Source organism: Agrobacterium tumefaciens (assembly GCF_005221385.1).
Lineage (GTDB): Bacteria > Pseudomonadota > Alphaproteobacteria > Rhizobiales > Rhizobiaceae > Agrobacterium > Agrobacterium tomkonis.
Genome location: NZ_CP039906.1, coordinates 1 through 15,330 on the forward strand (window position 1 = coordinate 1; position 15,330 = coordinate 15,330).

The 15,330-nt window shown below is 58.6% G+C and carries 20 protein-coding genes; 9 read left to right on the forward strand and 11 right to left on the reverse strand.

The genetic code is table 11. From position 1 onward, the window contains the following. Nucleotides 1–24 precede the first annotated feature (24 nt). The 5 genes from CFBP6623_RS26390 to CFBP6623_RS26410 all read left to right on the forward strand — a co-directional run bounded on the left by CFBP6623_RS26390 (nt 25) and on the right by CFBP6623_RS26410 (nt 2,871). The gene (locus CFBP6623_RS26390) at nt 25–735 is read left to right on the forward strand and encodes a replication protein A (RefSeq protein ID WP_080843396.1); all 711 of its coding nucleotides are present in this window, start codon (nt 25–27) and stop codon (nt 733–735) included. A 215-nt stretch (nt 736–950) separates the two neighbouring features. Beyond that, nucleotides 951–1,430 (forward strand): hypothetical protein, encoded by a 480-nt coding sequence (locus CFBP6623_RS26395; RefSeq protein ID WP_080843395.1) that lies wholly within the window; start codon nt 951–953, stop codon nt 1,428–1,430. Next, the gene (locus tag CFBP6623_RS26400; protein ID WP_408606513.1) at nt 1,420–1,716 is read left to right on the forward strand and encodes a type II toxin-antitoxin system RelE/ParE family toxin; all 297 of its coding nucleotides are present in this window, start codon (nt 1,420–1,422) and stop codon (nt 1,714–1,716) included. The genes CFBP6623_RS26395 and CFBP6623_RS26400 overlap by 11 nt, the downstream gene beginning before the upstream one ends. A 154-nt stretch (nt 1,717–1,870) precedes the next feature. Further along, nucleotides 1,871–2,542 carry a ParA family protein gene (locus CFBP6623_RS26405; RefSeq protein WP_080843394.1) on the forward strand — a complete coding sequence of 224 codons (672 nt, stop codon included), beginning with the start codon at nt 1,871–1,873 and terminating at the stop codon, nt 2,540–2,542. Beyond that, nucleotides 2,539–2,871 carry a stability/partitioning determinant gene (locus CFBP6623_RS26410; RefSeq protein WP_080843393.1) on the forward strand — a complete coding sequence of 111 codons (333 nt, stop codon included), beginning with the start codon at nt 2,539–2,541 and terminating at the stop codon, nt 2,869–2,871. The genes CFBP6623_RS26405 and CFBP6623_RS26410 overlap by 4 nt, the downstream gene beginning before the upstream one ends. A gap of 312 nt (nt 2,872–3,183) precedes the next feature. On the opposite strand, the gene CFBP6623_RS26415 is transcribed toward CFBP6623_RS26410, so the two are convergent. Further along, nucleotides 3,184–3,447 (reverse strand): hypothetical protein, encoded by a 264-nt coding sequence (locus tag CFBP6623_RS26415; RefSeq protein WP_137002621.1) that lies wholly within the window; start codon nt 3,445–3,447, stop codon nt 3,184–3,186. Between the two features lie 238 nt (nt 3,448–3,685). Here CFBP6623_RS26415 and CFBP6623_RS26420 point away from each other — a divergent pair, with 238 nt between their 5' ends. Next, complete coding sequence (locus CFBP6623_RS26420; RefSeq protein WP_137002622.1) at nt 3,686–3,961, forward strand: hypothetical protein; 276 nt, start codon at nt 3,686–3,688, stop codon at nt 3,959–3,961. Between the two features lie 239 nt (nt 3,962–4,200). After that, nucleotides 4,201–4,569 (forward strand): hypothetical protein, encoded by a 369-nt coding sequence (locus CFBP6623_RS26425; protein ID WP_080843390.1) that lies wholly within the window; start codon nt 4,201–4,203, stop codon nt 4,567–4,569. Between the two features lie 277 nt (nt 4,570–4,846). Here the strand turns inward: CFBP6623_RS26425 and CFBP6623_RS26435 are convergent, their stop codons facing one another. Then, complete coding sequence (locus tag CFBP6623_RS26435) at nt 4,847–7,822, reverse strand: Tn3 family transposase (protein WP_003501082.1); 2,976 nt, start codon at nt 7,820–7,822, stop codon at nt 4,847–4,849. Between the two features lie 155 nt (nt 7,823–7,977). On the opposite strand from CFBP6623_RS26435, the gene CFBP6623_RS26440 reads away from it, so the two are divergent. Beyond that, the gene (locus CFBP6623_RS26440; RefSeq protein WP_003501080.1) at nt 7,978–8,565 is read left to right on the forward strand and encodes a recombinase family protein; all 588 of its coding nucleotides are present in this window, start codon (nt 7,978–7,980) and stop codon (nt 8,563–8,565) included. Between the two features lie 36 nt (nt 8,566–8,601). Here the strand turns inward: CFBP6623_RS26440 and merA are convergent, their stop codons facing one another. Genes merA through CFBP6623_RS26460 form a run of 4 tightly spaced genes read right to left on the reverse strand, consistent with a single transcriptional unit; the run spans nt 8,602 to nt 11,031 of the window. Continuing rightward, nucleotides 8,602–10,044: a mercury(II) reductase gene (gene merA / locus CFBP6623_RS26445; RefSeq protein WP_003501078.1), complete on the reverse strand. Its 1,443-nt coding sequence runs from the start codon at nt 10,042–10,044 to the stop codon at nt 8,602–8,604. Further along, nucleotides 10,045–10,302, reverse strand: a complete 258-nt coding sequence (locus CFBP6623_RS26450) for a hypothetical protein (RefSeq protein ID WP_023517539.1) — start codon at nt 10,300–10,302, stop codon at nt 10,045–10,047. It abuts the gene before it with no gap. 11 nt (nt 10,303–10,313) lie between these two features. Continuing rightward, entirely contained in the window at nt 10,314–10,601 is a 288-nt protein-coding gene (locus CFBP6623_RS26455) for a cation transporter (RefSeq protein WP_010661778.1), read from the reverse strand. Nucleotides 10,602–10,617: 16 nt separating this feature from the next. Then, the gene (locus CFBP6623_RS26460) at nt 10,618–11,031 is read right to left on the reverse strand and encodes a mercuric transporter MerT family protein (protein WP_003501072.1); all 414 of its coding nucleotides are present in this window, start codon (nt 11,029–11,031) and stop codon (nt 10,618–10,620) included. Nucleotides 11,032–11,129: 98 nt separating this feature from the next. On the opposite strand from CFBP6623_RS26460, the gene CFBP6623_RS26465 reads away from it, so the two are divergent. Beyond that, nucleotides 11,130–11,570: a MerR family transcriptional regulator gene (locus tag CFBP6623_RS26465; RefSeq protein ID WP_023517540.1), complete on the forward strand. Its 441-nt coding sequence runs from the start codon at nt 11,130–11,132 to the stop codon at nt 11,568–11,570. On the opposite strand, the gene CFBP6623_RS26470 is transcribed toward CFBP6623_RS26465, so the two are convergent. The 5 genes from CFBP6623_RS26470 to CFBP6623_RS26995 form a co-directional block, all read right to left on the reverse strand. Further along, on the reverse strand, nt 11,542–12,417 hold the full coding sequence (locus CFBP6623_RS26470; protein ID WP_080843388.1) for a HEPN domain-containing protein: 876 nt from the start codon (nt 12,415–12,417) through the stop codon (nt 11,542–11,544). The two genes, CFBP6623_RS26465 and CFBP6623_RS26470, sit on opposite strands and share 29 nt — an antisense overlap. Next, nucleotides 12,404–14,068: a type IV secretory system conjugative DNA transfer family protein gene (locus tag CFBP6623_RS26475; RefSeq protein ID WP_080843387.1), complete on the reverse strand. Its 1,665-nt coding sequence runs from the start codon at nt 14,066–14,068 to the stop codon at nt 12,404–12,406. The genes CFBP6623_RS26470 and CFBP6623_RS26475 overlap by 14 nt, the downstream gene beginning before the upstream one ends. Beyond that, nucleotides 14,065–14,367: a mobilization protein gene (locus tag CFBP6623_RS26480; protein WP_080843401.1), complete on the reverse strand. Its 303-nt coding sequence runs from the start codon at nt 14,365–14,367 to the stop codon at nt 14,065–14,067. Before CFBP6623_RS26480 ends, CFBP6623_RS26475 begins: the two co-directional genes overlap by 4 nt. An 11-nt stretch (nt 14,368–14,378) precedes the next feature. After that, the gene (locus CFBP6623_RS26485; RefSeq protein ID WP_080843386.1) at nt 14,379–14,750 is read right to left on the reverse strand and encodes an OST-HTH/LOTUS domain-containing protein; all 372 of its coding nucleotides are present in this window, start codon (nt 14,748–14,750) and stop codon (nt 14,379–14,381) included. A gap of 82 nt (nt 14,751–14,832) precedes the next feature. Then, nucleotides 14,833–14,982 carry a hypothetical protein gene (locus CFBP6623_RS26995; RefSeq protein WP_167379207.1) on the reverse strand — a complete coding sequence of 50 codons (150 nt, stop codon included), beginning with the start codon at nt 14,980–14,982 and terminating at the stop codon, nt 14,833–14,835. Nucleotides 14,983–15,330 lie beyond the last annotated feature (348 nt).

Here is a 15,330-nt window from a genome sequence, read left to right on the forward strand (position 1 = left end):
CTAGGACGGAGGCGGAAAGACAATATGTTTGAACAGATAGGTGCGGCGCTCACAGGAGCGCCGAACGGACGGGCACGCACACCCGTCAGAAGGCAGAGCCGCGCGCTCGGCCGATGCGAAGCCGTCTTCTGGCGGCGCACCAATCGCGAGGAAGTGCAGCGCATTCTTCTTGCTGCTAAGCGCTATGAACGGATCGAGCGCCAAGCCGGCGCGAGGAGCGGCCCCTTGGGTGCCGTCGCCATCGAGGTCCTGGAGCTGTTCGTCAATCTTGTCGATTACAAGACCGGCCGGCTGGAGCCATCGATCGACACGCTGATGCTCCGGCTCAAACGCTCGCGTGACGCAATCGTCCGCGCGCTGAAGAATCTTCGCACCCATGGTTTTCTGGATTGGCTGCGTCGATACGAGCCGACGGGCAATACGGGACGTGGCCCACAGGTTCAGCAAACCAGCAATGCCTATCGCCTCTCCCTTCCCGAACGCGCCAAGCGCTTCCTTGGCCGGTTCGGGATTGCCCCTCCCCTCCCCGACGACCATCTCCAGGCCATGGCGGCGCGAACGGCTGCCATTGAGGAGCATCGTGTTACCCTGGCGCTGGATGAACGCGCCCTATTCGACCTCGGCGACAATCCCCTGGGGCAAGCCCTCGCACGCCTTGGAAAATCAATAAAACAACGCGAGTCCGCCAGACAGACTGAATCCCTTCCTGGTTCTATAATATATAGACGGGAATAAGCGGACGCCGCTGTTCGGGCTTCTAACGAAGCCCTGCGGCGGTTCCGGCCCGCGCCTATTGCGGGCCGGTGCGGCACCCCCAGATGCAAAATCGCCGTCGACGAATGCGCGGAAAGGAAAAATGGCTCTTGAAAGGGGCGAAGGGGGTTGGCGGCAGAGCCAAATAATGCGAATATCAGATAAACGCACCGAGGTTATTAGATATGGAGACGGAAATGGCGACGCTTTCTTTCCCGGACACGATTGACGGCAAAGCCGTGAAAAATCTGGCCGGCGCGCACGCGCTGAACGGCGCCGTGGTGTTCGGCCAGCCCGGCGGGTTCGCCGTTCTCGTCAAATATGGCGCCAACGAACGGGCCGTGGCCGCGCAGCGATCCAAGCGCATGCGGATTTGGCGGAATTTGAACACCGCCGCTGCCTATGTCCGCGACGAGCTCGGTCTTGCCCGCTTCGAAATCGACATGACCGACCACGATCCGGCGGCCCTCGAAAGGAGGCGGCCGGATACGGCCGAGCGACAGCGACAGCTGCACGAGGCAGCTGAGCATGATGCCTGGTTTCGTGGGGAGGTCCAGAAAGCCCTCGACGGCATCAGCGACGGCTCGAACCACGCGATTTCGGAGGAAGATTGGGAAATTCGCTCAAAAGCCAGACGGGCCGAGCTCGAACGGCGTGTCGTGAAAAATGATCGCTAAGCGCATGCGCCTTGTCAGGCGCGAGACCTACGCCCATGATCTGGACCGGATCGTTGAATATATCGCCAAGGACAATCCGGTGGCCGCTCTCGCCATGTGGGATGAAATCGAAGGCCAGGTCGAGCGGCTAAGAGACTTCCCGCTGTCCGGTCGGTCAGGCCGAGTACCGGAGACGCGAGAGCTTGTCGTCGCCGGCACAGCCTATATCGTCATCTATGTCGTGGGTGATGATGTGGATTTGGTTCGCGTCCTGCATGGCGCGCAGAAGTGGCCCCCAAATCCGTGAAATCGCTGTAGATCGTTGTCGGCAATTGCTGGCTGATAGATAATAGATTGCAAAAAGCTAGCTTTTTATAATCTGCTAGAAAACAGCATGTAATTTGTTTATTAATAATAAGCAGCTATCATATCTGCTGATAAACAGATTGTGAGGATTTGATATGCCCGTCATATCTCTGGTATCGAGCAAAGGAGGCGTCGGCAAAACGACTTCCGCCGTCGTGCTTGCCGGTGAATTCGCAGCCGCTGGCCGCAAGGTAATCCTGATTGATGCTGACCCCAACCGACCGCTCCAGGCTTGGTCAAATCTAAAGATCCTCCCCGAAACATTGCGCTTGATGATCGATGATTCCGCCGAGACGATCATCGACACGATCGAAGAAGCGCGTGCAGCGGCGGATTTCGTGATCGTTGACCTCGAAGGAACGGCTACAGACCGTATCGGCTTTGCGATTGCTCGATCGGATCTCGTGCTCATCCCACTGCAAAGTTCAGTCTTGGACGCAGCGGAGGCTGCGAAATCCGTGAAGCTCGTTCATCAAATGCGAAAAGTAGCCAACCGCGATATTCCGTATCGGGTCTTCTTCACGCGGGTTCCGCCCGCCATTCGCGAGCGGACCGCTCGTGATATTGGCCGACAGTTTTCCGAAGCTGCTATCCCAGTGCTGCCAGCTACACTGATTGATCGCGCGGCCTATCGCGCGTTGTTCTCTCTGGGCGGCTCGCTGCACGAACTGGAGGCGTCTGACGTTTCCGGGCTTGAAAGTGCAAGAGAGAACAGCCGGGAGTTTGCGCAGTCTGTTGTGAACGTCCTGAAAGGGGAGCACGCATGAATAGCGATGACAAAAAACGCGCTACGCTCGATTTTGGAGATTTAGACAACACGCCAGCGCCGCCGGTGGACACGGCGGCGGTGAAGGCGGCAACGCGCGCCGCGGGCTTTAGGGAAACACCGAAAGCAGTCGTCTCGGAGAGTTCTGTATCGTCACGGCCTATGAGACGGGCTCGGCGCAAGACCGGCCGCACAGAGCAGTTTGCGACACGCCTCAAGGCGGAAACCTTGGAGGCTATATATTCCTATGCTGATACTAACGAGATAACCTTGGCAGAAACGATCGAGCGGGCAGTGGCTGCACTTACCGAGATTGACAGAAAGAGCTAGCAGCAAGATAGCAATCTGCTACCTGAATGATAGCACCGGCCGGCATCCGGTGAGCCTCAAGCTCCAAGCCAATTAGAGGATGTAAATCGGACCTCAGCAAAGGAGTTCCGATGAATTACGATTGGACCGTCGTCAAAACAAAACGTCTAAAGGTAGCGAAAACCGCCTTACTCGCAGCCTCGCTGCTCGCCATCTGCCTCATCCCGTGGATAGCGCTTTGAGGCCCAGGCGGCAAAACCGTAGAAGTGTCGCTCCTACCAAGACGAATAGAAAAAGCTAGCATAAAGTTAGCAGTTTGCTATCTGATAGCAATCAGCTAGATTGCTGCTGTCCCGTCAAACTACCGCAGGGGAACTGACCGTCGGCAGATGCGTCGCGATAACGCGCGATGGCTTCAACCAACCGCGCGATCTTCTCCCGGTTCTCTGCGATCAGTTGCTCTGCCTTTTTACGGTCCTTTCCGGATATGGCCATAGTCACGAGCATGTTGCGGGTGAGGTCGATCGACTCCCTCAGGCCTTCGATGTCGATCTCCATCAACCGAATACGATCTTGCATCTCATTATGCGAGTTCATGAGCATCCCCATCGACAACGCAGAGATCCACTTGGTTCAGGCTCCGCTATTTTACAAGAGGCCTAAGCAGCCATCCGAGGTTGCTTCCACGGCAAGCTTGCAATCCTAATTTTGGTCATGGAAAATAGGCCAGGCCTAAGGGCGAGGGCTGAGCTACAAAATGGACGGGTGGCAACCGCCGAGTTCAATACCATCGGATCTAAGACGCAGAGCGCGGCAGGCCCTGCGGGGGTACACTTTGGCGGAAAATCAGTTTCAAAACATCCAGGATGAGCGGGATGCACTTGAAGAGCGGATGCGGATCCTCCTAAAACGATGGGCGAAGCTGCACTCGTTGGCGCCGCTGCCTCCTGAGGCCAGCGCCCAGGTCGAAATGGAAGTATTCTCGATCTGCGGCCGATTGCAGGATCTTTTGCTGCCATGGCAGACGGCGCATATTGCTCTGCTCTCGGCTTATGAGGAGGTCCAAGCCGTGTTGCGCGCCGGTGGCTTCACAGCGCACCTCGATAGCTGAGGTGCGGCTTCCCCCGTTGTAGTGGCAGGCGGGACAACCGGCCTGAAGAAAAAGGCCGCCACACGATCGCTGGCGGCCCGAGTTGTGCAAGTCGGGGTAACTTGCTGGTCTCTGGAATACAGAGAAATCCATGGAGACGGCCGTAAGGTAGCCACCCAGGGATGCTTTGAGCAAGTCGGCGACTGATGTTTCCCACGTCGACAGCGGCCGACGAGCGACAATGATGCGGAGGCGCATGCATGAAATGGTGGCCGGGCAGGGACATGCCCAATCTCCGAGCGATGGGTGATAGGGCAAGGGATGCGCTGAAGGCGTATGAGGTGGCCGAGGCCGTCTATTCCGAATATCGAAAAGAGCGAGATGCGCTGGAGGTCCGATACCGATCGCTCATAGGACGTTGGTGGGGCGAGTATGAAGCAGGTCATCTCAGTCCGATGGACCGTTATAGCGTGGAAAGGGAACTCGCGGCGATCAGCACCGGGATCGTTGAACTGGTGCAGCCCATGCATCACGCGCGGGTGGCGCTCGAGGTCGCCCAGCAGGAAATTCGCGCTGTCCTGCAAGCAGCCGGTTTTGCGCTGCCTCCGGATGATCTCACGAAGCTGTAGCGCGTGGATGCGCGGCTTTCGCCGCGTATCGGCCCGGAGGCGAACGCTCTCATCAATTGGGCTGTAGAGAGCCGGAGGGCCGCCTGTGACAATGCCCCGGTGCGCCAGCACTAGGACTACTTGGTCTTCGATTCGAGATGTTCGGCGCAGATCGCTGCGACGGCCTCTTGCAATGCTTCTGTCCGGTCGATCAGCCAGGCCAACTCCTCGCTGGTGATCTGGGGTCAGAACAAGAGCTGCTCGAAATCGTACGCTAAGACCGAACGGAGCGGGAACGTCATGCAGCGCGGAGGATTCTTCCAGGAAGTCGCAATGGCCTGAAGCCTTCGGGCATCTGCTGCTCGGTGTCCCAGGAATAGATGCCGGTGAGATTTATGTGCTCCCAGCTGAGTGGCGAGACATGCTTGAGCAATATGTCGGGGATAGTTCGACCACTTTGACGCAGATGGGCTACGGCACGGCTGAGATAAACGGTATTCCAGTGGACGATGGCGCTGACGACAAGGTTGAGGCCCGAGGCACGGAATGCCTGACTTTCGAACGATCGGTCGCGGATTTCGCCGCGCTCATGGAAGAAAACGGCCCGCTTGAGCTTGTGGGCGGATTCTCCTTTGTTAAGACCGGCTTGACATCGCCGGCGAAGTGCCGGGTTGGAATACCATTCGATCATAAACAGGGATCGCTCGATGCGCCCGAGCTCACGCAGGGCTTTCGCCAACTGGCTCGGTTTCGAGGATGCCGCCAGCTTTTTGAGGATCATTGAGGGCGCAACAGAGCGTGTCGTGATTGATGCCGCCAGATGGAGAAGGTCATCCCAGTGTTCCAGAATGAGGGCGGTATTGATCGGCGCGCCGATATGGTTGGCCAGTGCTGGATATGAGTCGGCCTTTTCGAAAGTATGGAACTTCCGGTCCTTGAGATTGCGCAGCCGAGGCGCAAAACGCTTTCCGATCAGAGTGAAGAGGGCAAATACATGATCGCTCGCACCTCCGGTATCGGTAAAGTGCTCCTCGATCTCCAGGATGGTGTCGTGGTCGAACAGGCCGTCGAGAACATAGGCTGCCTCGCTCTCGGTCGGGCTGATCGGCAGAATGCTGAAATAGCCGTACTGATCGGAAAGGTGGCTGTAAAATTTCGAGCCTGGCTCGCTGCCATAATGCAGGTTGATATCACCGCGTTTGGCGGCACGATCACTGGCCCGGAAGAACTGACCATCAGATGATGCGGTCGTCCCTGTTCCCCAGAGCTGGGCGTGGGGATGACGCGCATGGGCGTCGGTCACACATGCCTGCGCTGCGCGATAGGTTTCCGTGCGGGCATGGAACATGCGCATCCATCCGATCTGATGGGCGCTGATCCCCTTGGAGGCTCCGGCCATACGTTTCGGGCCAAGATTGGTGGCGTCCGCGAGCGTGCCGGCGAGCATGGCCGGAATGTTTTGCGGTGAATCGCCCGTTCGAACATGGGTGAACTGGTCGGCAAAGCCGGTCCACTCATGCACGTCTCTTAAGAGATCCGGCACTTCGACAAGCGGATACATTTCGCTGAGTTCGATATTTAGTTCATCGGCTGCAGCGGGCACTTCGCTCGCCAGCGGTGTTACAATCAGGGTTCCGGCATCGAGACGGACGCCTTCAAGTTTGCCGTTGCGGGCGCGATGGGCGAGACGTTTCAGATTGAAGTCCAGCAATTGTTGCATTTCGGTGAGCCAAGCCACCCCGTCGCGCTGCACACCGAGCCCAAGCTGGTCAGTTTCCTTCAGCTTGGTAAAAGTAGGGCGGGGCATGAAATTTTCATTTATCGGCCGGAACGCCCTGCTGCCTTCGACCCAGATGTCGGCCGAACGAAGCCGCTCGCGCAACGCTGCCAGTGTTGCAATCTCATAGAGACGGCGATCGGCCTTTGCCTGCCCGAAGATCAGTTTACGCTCCGCCGCGCCGAGATGAGCGATCGGGACACGTTCGGGAAGCACGCGCCTTCCTTCCGCGTAAAGGGATCTGAGTGTTTCGATCGCTGCCAGCAAAGGATCATACCGACGACTTGAATGGAATGTGAAGGTCAGGAGGAACCGGCCTGCATAATTGCGAACATTGGCATATTGCTCAGCTGCAATAAGCAAGGGTGAGGCGTCATTGTCTTCCACCATCGCCGCAAGCGTCGGCTTTGCCTGCACCAAGCGATGCCAGCCGACGTGGCGGTCGAGCGTTTCAATTGCATCTTCATCATTGTCATTGGCGCACTGAAGAGCCGATATCGTGTCGAGAAACAGCCGTAGTGCCTTAGCCGTCTCCATCCGGGTGTTCACATGGCGCTGCTTCTTGCGGTTATTCGCCTGCGAAAACAGCCTGCCGATCAGCTTGATGAACATGGTGACTGCGGCGTCGGTGAGCTTTTGCCCAAGCTTGATGATCTGCGCGATGATCGTCGCGCGCCGCCGACTGGCGTTGAAGTCGGCGGCAAGCCATGCCGGTGTCACATCGCCCTCCCGGACCATCTGCTCCCAGCGACCGGAGTGGATGCGGGCTTGTAGTCGGGGATCGATATCGAGCGCGCGGATGAAAGCGATCCTGTCGGTCAGCGTGACCAGGTTGGTTGCTCCCGGAGCATCTGGCGCAGATCGCAGCCAATGGAATCGCGTCTGTCGTATCTCGGGATCAACCGTCAAAAGATCATCGAGGGATTGGAGCTTTTCGGCTGAAAGGCCCGATATCAGGGCAGCCTCGGCGCGACGGCGGGCTATTACGCGGCCGGCAAAGCCGATCCGCTCTATTGTGTCAGGTGCGGGAAGTAACACCTTCCGCTCCCGCAGCGTGGTGACAATAGCTTGGGCAATAGAATGGCCCTTGTCCGTTGCGGTCGCCGTTTCGACGGCGGATAGTAAGGCGGCGCGCCGGTCCTGTGCTGTTGCTGTTCGTTTTCCAAAATAGGAAAGCAAATGCGCGATATGCTCGCGGCGAGTTTCCTCCCGCCTGGCATAGGAACGGAAACTCTCCGGATCAGCATCCAATTGTTCGGCTATATAATTGAGCATCGCCCTCGGCGGAATTTCGTGCACCATGAGAGCCCGGCCCGGATGCCGCATCATGCAAAGCTGGACAGCAAAGCCGAGCTGGTTATGTTTTCGCCTGCGGACTTCGATCTCCAGCCGGTCCGATGGAGATAGAGTGTAGTGACGGATCAGACTATCCTCATCGGTCGGTACGCCGAACAGCTCCTGTTGATCCTGAATTTTGAGAAACTTCCGCCGCGCCATTTTTTACTCCATACAAACTTGCGTCGATGGTTCCGGGCATGTCCGGAAACGGTCGTTTGCGTACAGGCCTAAATCACCCTGTCCACAAATTATCTTGACTTATTTGTGGACAGGCATCACCTTTCGGACAACCTATTCGGACGAAATTGAACCTTATGCCACGCACCTTTGCCTATGTCCGTGTCTCCACGACCGGACAGACCACCGAAAACCAGATTCAGGAAATCGAAGCGGCCGGCTTCCACGTCGAGCCACGCCGTATAGTCACCGAGACCATCTCGGGCAGCGTCGCCATTGCGCAGCGCCGGGGTTTCTCGCGACTGATGGATAAACTCGAAGCCGGGGACGTGCTCATCGTCACCAAGCTCGATCGGCTCGGCCGAGATGCGATCGATGTCAGTACGACGGTCAGGAAACTGGAGGAGCTGGGCGTGCGGGTCCATTGTCTGGCCCTCGGCGGCGTCGATCTGGCGAGTTCCGCCGGGAAGATGACGATGAGCGTCATCAATGCCGTCGCTCAGTTCGAGCGTGATCTGCTGATCGAACGCACGCAGTCGGGCCTCAAACGAGCCAAGTCGGAAGGCAAGACCCTCGGCCGTCCCGCTCGGCTCAATGAGAAGCAGAAATTGGATGTTCTCTCGGATTTGGCGGGCGGGATGAGCGTTTCCGCACTCGCCAGAAAATTTGACACCAGCCGCCAGACCATCATGCGTGTCAGGATCGAGGGCGACCGCTCCGTTTAAGCCGTGACTTGAGTAGGCACCCGTTTCCCTTTCGCCTCACCCCGCGCAGCAGGACAGTTTTTTCACATCCCTGTCGAAGGTCTGAGCCGCAAGCTTCAAACCTTCGACAGTCGTCAGATATGGAAAGATCGTCTCCGAGAGATCATCGATCGTCAGGCCGCAGCGGATGGCCAAGGCTGCCGTCTGAATGCTGTCAGCACCCTCTGGTGCAAGGATGTGAGCGCCAAGGAGTTTCCGGGTTGACCCGTCGGCGACCAGCTTGATCAGGCCGCGCGTGTCGCGCGCCGCCAGCGCCCGCGGCACATTGTCGAGGGAAAGGACGGAGGTGCGAACCGAATGTCCGGCAGCCCGCGCCTGCGCTTCGGTCATGCCGACGCTCGCCACCTGCGGATCGGTAAAGACCACGGCGGGCATTGCGGTGTTGTCGTAACTCAGGCTGTTGCCGTTCAATGCGTTCTTGGCGGCGAGCTTTGCGCCATAGGCGGCCATGTAGACGAACTGATCTTTTCCGGTTACATCGCCGGCGGCATAGACGCCCGCCTTCGAGGTGCGCATGCGATCATCAACGATGATGGCCCCGGCCGGTGTCAGGTCTATACCGGTTTCAGCAAGCCCAAGGGCTTCAGTGTTCGAGCGGCGTCCCGTCGCCACAAGAATCCGCTCGGCAGTCAAGATTTCCGGACGTCCGTCCCGCGCGATGGCGAGGGCAACACCACCATCATCGGTCTTGCGGGCGGACTCGTAGGTAATGCCGCTGACGATTTTAATCCCCTCATCGGCCAGATAGGTGGCAAGCGCAGCGCCGATTTCGGGTTCAGCCTCCGGCAGAAGCCGGCTGCGGAACACGAGTGTCACTTCGACACCGGCCCGTGCGAAAGTCTGGGCAAGCTCCACGCCGATGTAGCCGCCGCCAAGCACTATCATCGAGCGTGGCAGCTCGGTCAGGGCGAGCGCTGTCGTGCTGTCGAGCGGCGATACGTCAGCGATCCCCGGAATCCCCGGCAACGCCGGACGCGCACCGGTGGTGATGATAATTCGCTCGGAGCCGATGTGCTGGCCCGCGACCTGGACACCGCCGTCAACGAGGCGGGCCGGACCTTCGTGGTAGACCACATTGTTGTACTCCGGCAGCAGATCAGCGTATTTCGCCTGTCGCAGACCGGCAACCAAAGCGTCTTTCTGGGCGATCTGAGCGGCCCAATCAACCACGCGCGCGCCGCTTTCGATCCCATCAAACCGGGCAGCCGCATCGTTGGCGTGACGTACAGCCTCCGTGGCCCGGATCAGGGCTTTCGAGGGCACGCAGCCGATGTTGACGCATGTACCGCCGATCGTGCCATGCCCGACAAGAGCCACTTGGGCGCCTAGTTCGGCGGCCGTGATCGCGGCGGAGAAACCGGCCGAGCCAGCTCCGACGACCACAAGATCATAACGGCCGTTGCCTTTGTTGGAAGTTGGAACGTCGCAAGCTTCACACATTCAATTCACCTTTGTTGTCTTGTTATTCATCGAGCAGCAATTGGCATCCGCTGATGAGGCGGAACGCCGACGCCGGTAAAGATAAAGTGCGGACGCCCCAATCGCGGCGAGAGCGATCGGGATCAGCACATAGCCGGCCGCTGCGAACCATGCGGAAAAGCCAAAAGAGCCAGCGGCGACCAAAAGAAATGGCGCGGCGCAACAGATGACGGCGAGAAACCCGACTTCGCCAAGGCCGATGAACTTTCCATCTGTCATGCTGAACCTCCTTACTGCGAAACGCCGGACGGATAGCCAGCATTGGTGGTTGCGGTGATCAGCGCGGCGACATTCGTCTGGCTGTCGTCAAAGCGCACCTTCGCGATCGCCGCGCCGGTCGCCTCCGATACATCAACATCGAGCACGCCTGGAACGTTGCTGAGCGCCCGCTTCACAATCGGGCCGCAGAGTTCGCAGGTGGCATTGGCAACATTCAAGGTTACGGTCTGCTCGGCGGCAAAAGCGTGACCACCCGTCAGCAGGGACGCAGTAAGGGCAATGAGGGGCAGGATTTTCATGAGATTCTCCTTGGGATTAAGCATCGAGGACAAGGCGGGCGGCGTAGGGAAAGCCCACGGCGATAATGATCAAGACAGTTGCGACCCAAAGGCCGATCTTGGCGTTCCGATGGGATGATGGACGCGCGCAGTAGGAACCCTCGGCGCATTCAGCCGCCTTCGGCCTGCGATAGACGAGATAGAAACCGTAGCCGAGGCAGGCGAGCGCGATCGTGATAAACACAGGCTGGTAGGGTTCGAACGCGGTCAAATTGCCGATCCACGCGCCGCTGATGCCAGCGAAGAACAAGGCAAAGGGCAGCACGCAACAGGTTGCTGCGCCCAGTGCCGCAACGATGCCGCCGACCGACAGCAATGCTGCCCGATCAAAACCCTTTTCGGCTGGCTCTGTGACTGTATTTGCCAGCGTCCGTGTTTCATCCTGCATCATCGTTCACATGCTCCCGCAATTGATCTATCGTGACCCTAGTGCCTGTAGCGACTACAGGGTCAAGCGAGAAATTTTCACGGATTTGTGCGAGCTATGTGATGACACAGAATGATGAATTTTCGATCGGCGTGCTGTCCGAGCGCAGCGGCGTCAACATAGAGACGATCCGCTATTACGAGAAAATCGGCGTCATGCCGAAGCCCGCCCGCAGCGCAGCGGGTTATCGTATCTACACAACTGAACACGCAAGGCGGCTGCATTTCGTGCGGCGCGGCCGTGAACTCGGCTTCAGCCTGGACGAGTTGCGCGGCCTGCTTCGCCTGGTCGATGGGCATACCTACACCTGCCGGGAGGTCCATGCGCTCACCATCGAACATTTGAAAGATATCCGTCAGAAAATCGCCGATCTGCGGCGTCTGGAGCGGGCCATGTCGAATATGGCGGCGCAATGCACCGGCGATCAGGTTCCAGAATGTCCGGTCATAGATGCCCTTTTTGAAATGCGGTCAATCAAGCGTTCCCGCTCCGTTCAAGCTTAGCGTACGATTTCGAGCAGCTCTTGTTCTGACCCCTGATCTCGTAGGCGGGTGAATAGCGGGCATCGACATAGGCGCGATCGAGACGGGTGAAGCATCGTTTTGTAAAACGATCCTCGCGCGGCCACACGTCGATCAGTTGAGGTGCCAGACGCTCGGCCTGGGATCGCAGAAAGATCAGCCTGTGAGATTTCGGGCTGTAGAGGGCCAGGACGAGCAGGATGCAATGGTAGAGGTATTCGGCCGCTTGGTGTAGCTCAAAGGCTGCTTCGTCACCATAGCCTTGTTGAAGAGCAAGTTTTGCAAGATGGAGACGGCGACTTGCCTTCGGAAACCACTGGTCGAAATGCCGTTGCGCCTCAGTGCGGGCTTCCTCTGGCGCAAGTGCCTTGGGAGAGGCGAGGGGGAAGCCCGGTGTTTCATAGATCACGATGCCGTCGCGGGCGATGTCGATGAAAAAGGGCCGGCCTTGCGCCAACTGGTCGTTGAAGTCCTGATAGGTGTGGACGATGAAGTTGACCGGCGTCGACAGTCTGCGGGTAATCGTCAGTTCTTGCAAAAAGCGCTCGCCTGCCTTTTCCCAGGATTCATGCTGTTCGCCAAAGCTCTCGTAATTGACGACGACGAGAAGGTCATAGTCTGAGCGATAGCCGCTTTTTCGATCCTCAACCCAATCACCGCGGGCATAGGAGCCGAACAGAATGAGCTTGAGGATACGCCCCCTCTTTCCCTTATCGGAAAGCTTGGTCTTAACCGCGTCCTCGAATTCATCGAACAGGATCTGCATTGCGCGTTCCAATTCGCGGCGCTTCCTGTCGGGCAGATGGGGCAGGCGTTCAGGGAGCGTCATATTGCCCCCTGAACTCGGGATCGGCGTAATAGGCGAGCTTGCCGGCGGCGATCGGCCGTTGGCCCGCCAGGAACAGCAGTTGTCCTTGTGCCGGCAGGTTACGCACTTCATCAGGAGTGAGCAGCGGCCGGGCCGTGTGTTGCTGGCTGTAGGAGATCCCGGTTTTTTCCGAATCGAGGGCGCGGGCCATGGTCTGGAAGACGACGGTTTCTTGTCCGAGCAGATCGGAGACGAGCCGGGCGCTGTCGTGATCGTTGACGCCGAAGACCTGAAGCACACCGGCGTTTGAGAGGAAGGTGCCGGCACGCTGCCCGTAGGTGGCGCGCAGCTGGTGGACGTCCTGAAGGATCGGCCAGAGCTGGACGCCATAGCCTGCCATCAGGCCCATGGCGCGCTCGACTGGAGCGAGATGCCCGAGAGCGGCGAATTCATCGAGTAGATAGAGGACCGGCACGGCCGGCTTGGCCGGATCGCGTGCCATATCGAGAAGGCTTTGGCTGACGAGCAGGCGCAGCCAGCGCGAATAGGTCGAAAGGCGGTCGGGCGGCAGGACAAGGAACACCGTCACATTACGGTGCTTGAGATCGGCAAAGCGGAAATCCGATCGGCCGAGCACGGCCGTCATGCGCGGGCTGTCGAGGAAATGGGTGTGGCGCTGGGCGGCCGACAGCACGCCGGTCGCCTCGCGATCGGATTTGCCGAGATGGCGGTTTGCAGCGCGGGCGATCAGGCCGCCCGCCTCATCAGAGTCCTGCATGCGCTTGAGCAGGGCGGCGAAGGTTTCCGGAGCAACCGTCAGATATTCGCGCAGCGTGCCGAGATGGCGGCGGCTGGGAGATTCCACCGCAACGATCTTCAGCAGCAGGCCGGCAATGAGCGCCTTGGCTTCCTCATTCCAATGGGCCTCACCCGCCATGCCTGGTTCATCGAACACGAGGGCGTCGGCCAGGGTGGCGGCATCTTCCGCGACATCGAGGCTGGACGGATCGAGCGTATCGAGCGGATTGAAGGCGGCCGACGCCATGCCGGTGACGCCGAACGGATCGAGGACATGGACCGGGCCGAATTTCTGGCGAGCGCGGCCAGCGATCTTCGCATTCTCGCCCTTCGGGTCGATGCATATCACGGAACGGTCGGCGGTCAGCAGGTTCGGAATGATGGTTCCGACACCCTTGCCGGTACGCGTCGGCGCCATCGTCAACAGGTGCGCCGGCCCATCATAGCGCATGAGATTTTTCGATTTCGGATCGCGGCCGATCAGCAGACCGGTATCGGACCTAGTGAGGGGCGCGACCTCCTTGTTGGTGGCGAAGCGCGCCGAGCCGTGAGTGTCATCCTCCATGTCGCCAAAGTGTAGGATCAACTCAGCGGTGAGGAGGCGGAAGGCAATTGCCGCCATGATCAGCAGCGTCACGAAGTCCCAGGCAATAACCGGGATCGAACCGACGTTATAGCCGAATTCCCGAAGAACGGTTCGTCCGCCCAGGCCGACGATAAACAGGACGAGGAACAGAATGAACAAGGTCTGGAGCAGCGGCTTCCAGATGCGAAAAGGCATGCCGATCAGATTGACGAAAGCCCATATCGGATCACGGGCGGCGGCGCGCATCATGTTCTTGAACGCGGTCCATGCAAGTCCGGCCTGAATCATGAGGCAGCCTCCGTGCTATTCTCCGCTTTGCTGGTCGGGGCTGTGCCGAGCAGATCGGCAAAGAGCGCCTTGTCATTGTCACGTGTGAGGAAGCCGGGCAGCTCTCGGCGCAACCAGTCACCGAGGCGCTTTGTAAATTCCGGATCGTTGGTATTTTCGAGCCGATGTAAGACGAGTGCGCCGAGCAGGACCTTGCGACGCGTATCGTTCGCACGGTCCTGCTTCGAGAGCCGGGCCTTCAGCGCCGAGCGCTGCGCATCCAGTTCAGCCAAACGCTGTTCGATCGATTTCTTTGCCACGGTTGATCCTTTCACTTTTCTCCGGCAGAGGCCTTCAGCCTGACCGTTATTGCATTCGGGTTATCGCCAACGCTCTCCATGACAACCAGGCCGGATGCTGCCAGCATCTCAGACAGCCGTGCGAACCCATAGTCGCGGGCATGAAAATCCGGGGCCAATTTCGCCAGGTGCCCGCCGACGCGTGCGAGGTGGGCTCGGCCGTCGCCATCGGCCGAGGCCGCGATGGCTTTGGTCAAAATATCGAGGGCGGCCCGATCAAGGGTGTGCCTGGCTGTTCCGGGCTTGGCTTCTCCATGCACACCATGGGTGGAAACGAAGGGTCGCGCCATCACTTCGTCGAGGGCAACAGCGGCGCGTTTTATGTACTCGCGAGACTCCGGCATAGCTACGTTCTCCCGTGTGCGATTGCACCAGCGACGGTCCGTTCTCCAATTCGCGCGGAAGTGGGGAAAATCGCCGACGCACTCAACGCGCACTTTTCTGCCATTGAAGAATGAAAGTTGCAACGCCCACGGCAAGGATACCGGCAGTCAGCAGCATCGTGCCGAAGTCGAAGCGACTCTTCCTCTCAACGCTGTCGAAATGCGCGTTCACCAGCCATTCGAAGGCGTTCATGAGTGGTGTGCCCACCAGAATGGCCAGACAAGCAGATATACAGCGAGAATGCCAGTGGGTGCTCTGTGTTTCGAATGAGAGGCAGCGGCATCAGGAATACTGGCGCTCCGGCAAAGATCCCAAATGCAACAAGCCTCGCCAGATATGTTGGCCACATCGACATGGCTCTACGCTTTGGTTCTGTCTTCATTGTAATTCTCCGTGTTGTGCCAATCGGTTGATTGTGGCCTACATCAATGGGACTTCGAAAATCACGGAGCCGTCAATAGCCGATTTCGAGATTCCTTTCATTCTTACAGAACCCGCAGGATCTGACGTTCGTATGGAGACATACCTTAGCCGCTTGCG

Bases quoted from the DNA above. Each gene is read 5' to 3' on its own strand.
- CFBP6623_RS26390 (WP_080843396.1), top strand. From the start codon at position 25: ATGTTTGAACAGATAGGTGCGGCGCTCACAGGAGCGCCGAACGGACGG.
- CFBP6623_RS26395 (WP_080843395.1), top strand. From the start codon at position 951: ATGGCGACGCTTTCTTTCCCGGACACGATTGACGGCAAAGCCGTGAAA.
- CFBP6623_RS26400 (WP_408606513.1), top strand. From the start codon at position 1,420: ATGATCGCTAAGCGCATGCGCCTTGTCAGGCGCGAGACCTACGCCCAT.
- CFBP6623_RS26405 (WP_080843394.1), top strand. From the start codon at position 1,871: ATGCCCGTCATATCTCTGGTATCGAGCAAAGGAGGCGTCGGCAAAACG.
- CFBP6623_RS26410 (WP_080843393.1), top strand. From the start codon at position 2,539: ATGAATAGCGATGACAAAAAACGCGCTACGCTCGATTTTGGAGATTTA.
- CFBP6623_RS26415 (WP_137002621.1), bottom strand. From the start codon at position 3,447: ATGAACTCGCATAATGAGATGCAAGATCGTATTCGGTTGATGGAGATC.
- CFBP6623_RS26425 (WP_080843390.1), top strand. From the start codon at position 4,201: ATGAAATGGTGGCCGGGCAGGGACATGCCCAATCTCCGAGCGATGGGT.
- CFBP6623_RS26435 (WP_003501082.1), bottom strand. From the start codon at position 7,822: ATGGCGCGGCGGAAGTTTCTCAAAATTCAGGATCAACAGGAGCTGTTC.
- CFBP6623_RS26440 (WP_003501080.1), top strand. From the start codon at position 7,978: ATGCCACGCACCTTTGCCTATGTCCGTGTCTCCACGACCGGACAGACC.
- merA (WP_003501078.1), bottom strand. From the start codon at position 10,044: ATGTGTGAAGCTTGCGACGTTCCAACTTCCAACAAAGGCAACGGCCGT.
- CFBP6623_RS26450 (WP_023517539.1), bottom strand. From the start codon at position 10,302: ATGACAGATGGAAAGTTCATCGGCCTTGGCGAAGTCGGGTTTCTCGCC.
- CFBP6623_RS26455 (WP_010661778.1), bottom strand. From the start codon at position 10,601: ATGAAAATCCTGCCCCTCATTGCCCTTACTGCGTCCCTGCTGACGGGT.
- CFBP6623_RS26460 (WP_003501072.1), bottom strand. From the start codon at position 11,031: ATGATGCAGGATGAAACACGGACGCTGGCAAATACAGTCACAGAGCCA.
- CFBP6623_RS26465 (WP_023517540.1), top strand. From the start codon at position 11,130: ATGACACAGAATGATGAATTTTCGATCGGCGTGCTGTCCGAGCGCAGC.
- CFBP6623_RS26470 (WP_080843388.1), bottom strand. From the start codon at position 12,417: ATGACGCTCCCTGAACGCCTGCCCCATCTGCCCGACAGGAAGCGCCGC.
- CFBP6623_RS26475 (WP_080843387.1), bottom strand. From the start codon at position 14,068: ATGATTCAGGCCGGACTTGCATGGACCGCGTTCAAGAACATGATGCGC.
- CFBP6623_RS26485 (WP_080843386.1), bottom strand. From the start codon at position 14,750: ATGCCGGAGTCTCGCGAGTACATAAAACGCGCCGCTGTTGCCCTCGAC.
- CFBP6623_RS26995 (WP_167379207.1), bottom strand. From the start codon at position 14,982: ATGAACGCCTTCGAATGGCTGGTGAACGCGCATTTCGACAGCGTTGAG.